Annotated in this window: 1 protein-coding gene; it reads left to right on the forward strand. The window is 59.0% G+C overall.

From position 1 onward, the window contains the following. The coding region (locus AACY49_RS30920) for a M16 family metallopeptidase (RefSeq protein ID WP_339528107.1) at positions 1-405 on the forward strand (405 nt) is incomplete at its 5' end. Between the last annotated feature and the right edge of the window lie 51 nt (positions 406-456).

The raw sequence follows: 456 nt of genomic DNA on the forward strand, positions 1-456 counted from the left end.
TGGTACAATGTCGGTTCGAAGTTCGAGCCCAAGGGCAAGACCGGCTTTGCGCATCTGTTCGAGCATCTGATGTTCAACGGCTCCGAGAATGCGCCGAAGGACTATTTCACCTATACCAAGGCGATCGGCGCGACCGATCTCAACGGCACGACCTATTTCGATCGCACCAATTATTTCGAGACGGTGCCCGTCGCAGCACTCGATCGCGCGCTGTTCCTCGAAAGCGACCGCATGGGCTATCTGCTCGGGGCGATCACCCCGGCGTGGTCGATGAGCAGCGCGGCGTCGTGCAGAATGAGAAGCGGCAGGGCGATAATCAGCCCTTTGGTCTGGTGCAGTACAAGCAGACCGAGACACTGTTCCCCACCACGCACCCTTATGGCCACACCACCATCGGATCGATGACCGATCTCGATTCGGCGAGCGTCGAGGATGTGAAGGCGTGGTTCCGAGGTC

Source organism: Pseudomonas sp. EL_65y_Pfl2_R96 (genome assembly GCF_963970905.1).
Taxonomy (GTDB): domain Bacteria; phylum Pseudomonadota; class Gammaproteobacteria; order Pseudomonadales; family Pseudomonadaceae; genus Aquipseudomonas.